Origin of the sequence: Prosthecobacter sp. (genome assembly GCF_044378005.1) — a bacterium.
In the GTDB taxonomy this organism is placed as follows: Bacteria; Verrucomicrobiota; Verrucomicrobiia; order Verrucomicrobiales; family Verrucomicrobiaceae; genus Prosthecobacter.
Genome location: NZ_JBILYB010000258.1, coordinates 1 through 4,640, shown reverse-complemented (window position 1 = coordinate 4,640; position 4,640 = coordinate 1). Strand labels below are relative to the sequence as shown.

Below are 4,640 nucleotides of genomic sequence, written 5' to 3'. Positions count from 1 at the left end.
TGCCCGAGGCACTCTACGATCTCGCGGCGGACGTGGGCGAGACGAAAGACTTGATCAGACAACACCCTGAAGTCGCGCAACGTCTGCGTGCGTTAGCGCAGCAGATGCGCGAGGATATTGGTGACTCCGCCACCAAGCAGAAGGGCAAGAACCGCCGCCCCGTGGGCCGCGTGCCTGCTTCTGGTCAGTGATGCCGCGCTCACGACAACCTAACCAAGAACGAACCGATGAGATCCATACGCCACTTACTCACAGCAGTCATCGCTGCCCTGACACTCGCAGGAGTTTCCGCGCCGGCCGAGCAGCGTCCCAACGTCATCTTCATCGTCGATCCCCTCACCGACCCCGCAGGCGACTGGGCGACGTGGGTCACCCCGCGAATCGAGCTACGCTGAGATCGACGCCGCGCGCTCAGCCCCATTCAAATTGATTCAACCATGAAATCTTCCTTTCGACACCTCTTCGCTCTACTGCTCGCGCCGCTCGCCGCATCAGCATGATCTTGGAGTCAAACCACAGCCCAAATATCCCGAACCGGTTGCCGAGGCGCTTGCAGAAACTCCGGGAAGCGATGGGCTTGAGCATCGTCCGCCTTGGTTCTTGAGCGTGGCATAAGACGGGAATAAATCGGCAGGATCAAAGGCGGCTTCATCTGCCTTACCATGGACGAAACGCCTGGCTTCCAAACCAACACGCGCACGTGCTCAGCCGTTCGTCACCGTTGTTCGGCAACTCGATACGCAGCGGGCGTTGCTCCAAACAGGCGTTTGAAGTGCTGGCCGAAGCGGGAGACGTCGCGGTAGCCGACGCGTTTGGCGATGCGGGCGATGGGGAGTCGGGTGGTGCGGAGGAGTTCGGCTGCTTTTTCGAGGCGGAGTCTTTGCAGGTAGGCTTGGAAGCTGAGGCCGTGCTGTTGGCGGAAGAGTCGGGAGAGATTGCCGGGGCTGGTAAAGGCGATCTTGCTGGCGACGTGGGTGAGCTTCAGCGGGCAATGCAGACGGAAGACGAGATGCGCGACGGCGCGTTGGAGTGGATCGCCTTCGGGTTCGGTGGTGGACTTGGTTTGCTCGGCGAGGCGGAACCACACGGCTTCGACGTGGGTGCGGGCTGCATCTTCGGCGGCGGCGGGATCACCGAGGGCAATCGTTTCGACGAGATGCTCGTGTTCCTCTGCGATGGTTCGGGAGTCCGGGAAGCAATCGTCAAAACCCTGCTTGTGAAGGGCTCGGAGGCTGTCCCAGACGATGCGCCACGTTTCTTTGAGCATGGGAACGTCGGCGAGGCTGACGATGGTTTCGTGAAGTTCGAGGTCCGCGTGACGAAAGCCGCTGTAGTCGCGGGCACGCAGGGCTTTGGTGAGCCGTTTCAAGATGGAGCGCAGTTGCTTGAGCTTCTCGGGAGAGGTGGCGGCGTGAGTGGCCGCATGGCGGGCGGCGAAGCCTTCCAGCAAGGAACGGAGTTCGGAGAGTCGGCGCTGTTCAGTGGTGGTCATGGCTACAATATGCGAAATCGGGCTTCTGGGTATGCGGCAGAGGTCAAAGGTAGGCAGCGCTGGCTGTATGGATTGAAAACGTGATTCTCGACACGTTTGATCATTCCGATGGCGCCTACTTATGCCAAATCAAACATCTCGCCGCAACCACCCATGATCATGCCCGACAAAGTCCCCTTTGGTGTCATCGCTCCGATGACGACGCCCTTTTCTTCCTCCGGCGAACTGATGCCGAAGTCCATCCGCAGCCAGGTGGAGTTCCTCGTTCGTGAGCGGGCCGACAGCCTCGCGGTCGGTGGTTCGACTGGCGAAGGCCAGACCTTGGACGCCGATGAACTCCGCGCCTGCGTGAGCGAGGTGCGCGAGGCAATGCCAGCGGACATGCCGCTCGTCGCCAGCACTATTTGCGACAGCACTCGCCAGGCGATTCGCAGCATCAAGGCGGTGGCAGGTCTCGGCGTGGACGCCATTCAGCTCACGCCGGTGCATTACCTCTTCCGTCCGGATGATGAGATGATGATCGAGCACTTCCGCGTGATCCACGAGGAGACGGGCATGCCGCTCATCATCTACAATGTGGTGCACTGGTGCTATCTCTCGCCGGAACTGACGGTGCGCCTGATGAATGAGGTGCCGGGTGTGATGGGCATCAAACAAAGCGCGGGCGACTTGAAGCTCTTCGCCGATCTCATGATCAATGCGCCGAAGGATCGCAAAATTTACAGCGCGGTGGATGCGCTGATGTATCCCTCGTTCTGCCTCGGCACGCCGGGCGTGATTGCGGCCACGCCTTCCGGCATTCCGCGTGCGACGGCCCTGCTGCGTGATGCGGTGGCGAAGGGCGATCACGCCAATGCGCGGCTGCTTCACGAGGCGATCCTGCGCTTCTGGAATGCTACCGATCATTACAATCTGCCCGCGTGCATCCGTTATGCGCAGTCGTTGCAAGGAGTGGATGCTGGCTTCCCGCGCATGCCGATGCGCCCAGCCACTGAGGCACAACAGGCAAAGATCAAGCCCGCGCTGGAGGCGGTGCTGAAGCTTGCTGACTCGCTCAGCTAACCCGTTTCGGATTCGCCACTCATGTCACCCCTCGTCGGCATCACGCTCATCCTGCTGTTCATCGCGCTCGCCGTGGCCTCGCGCTCGGTGGGCGTGATGAAGGGGCTAGGGTTCACGTTCGTGGTGCTGGCGACGGGGGCGGCGGCGATGACGTTTCCTGCGGCCTTCATCTCATGGGGAGATTTTGAGTTGAAGTCCGCCATCACACCGCTCGTGCAGGTCATCCTGCTCGGCATGGGACTCACGCTCACGCTGGATGACTTTGGCCGCGTGTTCACCATGCCGCGCGGAGTCATTCTCTGCTGCGTGCTGCATTACACCATCATGCCGCTTGGCGGTTGGTGCTTTGCGCATCTGTTTGGTCTGCACGGCGCAGTGGCAACGGGGTTGATCCTCATCGGCTCGGTGCCCAGCGGCACGTCGTCGAATGTCATCTCACTGCTCGCCCGTGTGAATGTGCCGCTCTCCGTCACGGTCACGGCCGTGTCCACGCTCATCTCGCCGCTGATCACGCCGTTTGCGATGAAGTGGCTCGCTGGCGCGGAAGTGCCCATCGATGCCGGAGCGATGATGTTTTCCATTTTGAAAATGGTCATCGTGCCGTTGCTCATCGGACTCAGTGTGCAACGCCTCCTGCCCGGCGTGGCGAAGAGACTCGTGCGCGTGCTGCCGTATGTGGCGATGTTTGCCATCTGCACCATCATCGGCGTCACTATCGCGCTATCGCGTGAGCAACTCCTCTCCGTCGGCCTCGCCGTCTTCGCCGCCGCCGCTTGTCACAACGCCACCGGCTACCTGCTCGGCTACTGGGGCGGGCGCTTGAGCGGACTCAATGAAACCGATGCCCGCACCTGCGCCCTCGAAGTCGGCATCCAAAACGGCGGCATGGCCACCGGCCTCGCCTTCAATGTCCTGCAAAGTCCCGCCGCAGCGCTCGGAGCTGCGGTGTTCGGCCCATGGAGCGCCATCACCAGTTCCGCGCTCGCCTCATGGTGGAGGAAGCGCCCCGCCAATCACGAAGATCAAACCACCCAACCTGAATGAAACTCGCCCTCACACTCATCAGCGCTCTGCTGCTCGCGCCGCTGGCCGGGCTGCACGCCAAAGACCAAGTCGCCAACGCCGCCACCACTGGCGATGTCCGTGACGTGCGCGTTGTCCGCACTGCCGACCAAGAGCCACGTGCATCCTTGCTTGGGCAGCCGAGCATCGCCTTGTGGAAGGAGAAGCACCTCGTTGTGGCTTATCAAAAAGGCATCGCGGGCAAGACCGATATGGGAAGCATCGACGCCATCGTTTCCAGCAACGACGGCGACTCCTGGAGCATCCCGAGCACGATCTTCGACCACGAGCAACGGCATGGCGCGATGCAGTTCGGCTATTGCAATGCGGTGCTCTACCATCCGCCCGGGCAGGAGGTGCTGTGGTGCTTTGCCATGCGCTGCCCGTTGAACTATGCCGACAGCGAGGACTCGCATCTCGCCGCTGCCTACAGTGGCGATGGTGGCCGCTCGTGGAATCCCGTCGAACTGGCCATGCACTACACGGGGCCGCTCGTCATTCTCGGTGAAATCCAGCGCATCATCGAAAACGGCCAGCCGTTCTATTTGCTGCCCGCGCATCGCAACACGAAGCGCGCCGATCCGCTCGGACAGCGCGAGCATTTTGTGCTGCGCAGCACCAGCCTGCTTGATTGGCATCTCGGCGGTTATGTGCCGCAGCCCGAGCCGGGGAAAATCTTCCTGCACGAAGGCCAGATCGCAGTCATCAACGAGCAGCAGCATCTCAAGATGGTCATGCGGACCTCTGTGGGGCGAAAGGAGGGCGATCTGCTCGATGGCGGTGCGCTAAATCCTCCCAGCGCCTGGTCCAGCACCAGCACCGATGGCGGCAAGACGTGGAGCATCGCCCAGGAGGAGCCGGAGCTTTGGAACACCGTATCGGAAGGATGGTTCGGCCAGTCGCGCACCGGCACTCAGCTCTACGTTTACAATGACGGCCCCGCATGGAGCCGCATGGCGCTGCGCTACAAGGTGAAGCCCGCGAGCGGAACCTGGAGCGACGAGCGAACGTTCTTCGACTCTGG

General features: G+C 61.6%; 5 protein-coding genes and 1 pseudogene. 5 read left to right on the top strand and 1 reads right to left on the bottom strand.

All coding sequences use genetic code 11. The annotated features are described in order from the left end of the window. Positions 1-191 (top strand): annotated as a pseudogene (locus tag AC6FTP_RS25640) (arylsulfatase); the annotation flags it as partial. A 36-nt stretch (positions 192-227) separates the two neighbouring features. Next, positions 228-395, top strand: coding sequence for a hypothetical protein (locus AC6FTP_RS25635; protein ID WP_497209741.1), 168 nt, complete (start codon positions 228-230; stop codon positions 393-395). Between the two features lie 320 nt (positions 396-715). On the opposite strand, the gene AC6FTP_RS25630 is transcribed toward AC6FTP_RS25635, so the two are convergent. Continuing rightward, positions 716-1,492, bottom strand: coding sequence for a helix-turn-helix domain-containing protein (locus AC6FTP_RS25630; RefSeq protein WP_395718179.1), 777 nt, complete (start codon positions 1,490-1,492; stop codon positions 716-718). Positions 1,493-1,651: 159 nt separating this feature from the next. On the opposite strand from AC6FTP_RS25630, the gene AC6FTP_RS25625 reads away from it, so the two are divergent. From AC6FTP_RS25625 to AC6FTP_RS25615, 3 genes are all read left to right on the top strand, one after another. Continuing rightward, positions 1,652-2,554: a dihydrodipicolinate synthase family protein gene (locus AC6FTP_RS25625; RefSeq protein WP_395718180.1), complete on the top strand. Its 903-nt coding sequence runs from the start codon at positions 1,652-1,654 to the stop codon at positions 2,552-2,554. Between the two features lie 21 nt (positions 2,555-2,575). After that, complete coding sequence (locus AC6FTP_RS25620) at positions 2,576-3,598, top strand: bile acid:sodium symporter family protein (RefSeq protein WP_395718181.1); 1,023 nt, start codon at positions 2,576-2,578, stop codon at positions 3,596-3,598. Then, the coding region (locus AC6FTP_RS25615; RefSeq protein WP_497209740.1) for a sialidase family protein at positions 3,595-4,640 on the top strand (1,046 nt) is incomplete at its 3' end. The genes AC6FTP_RS25620 and AC6FTP_RS25615, both read left to right, overlap by 4 nt.

Excerpts from the sequence above, each read along its gene's own strand:
- AC6FTP_RS25635 (WP_497209741.1), top strand. The coding sequence starts at position 228 with ATGAGATCCATACGCCACTTACTCACAGCAGTCATCGCTGCCCTGACA.
- AC6FTP_RS25630 (WP_395718179.1), bottom strand. The coding sequence starts at position 1,492 with ATGACCACCACTGAACAGCGCCGACTCTCCGAACTCCGTTCCTTGCTG.
- AC6FTP_RS25625 (WP_395718180.1), top strand. The coding sequence starts at position 1,652 with ATGCCCGACAAAGTCCCCTTTGGTGTCATCGCTCCGATGACGACGCCC.
- AC6FTP_RS25620 (WP_395718181.1), top strand. The coding sequence starts at position 2,576 with ATGTCACCCCTCGTCGGCATCACGCTCATCCTGCTGTTCATCGCGCTC.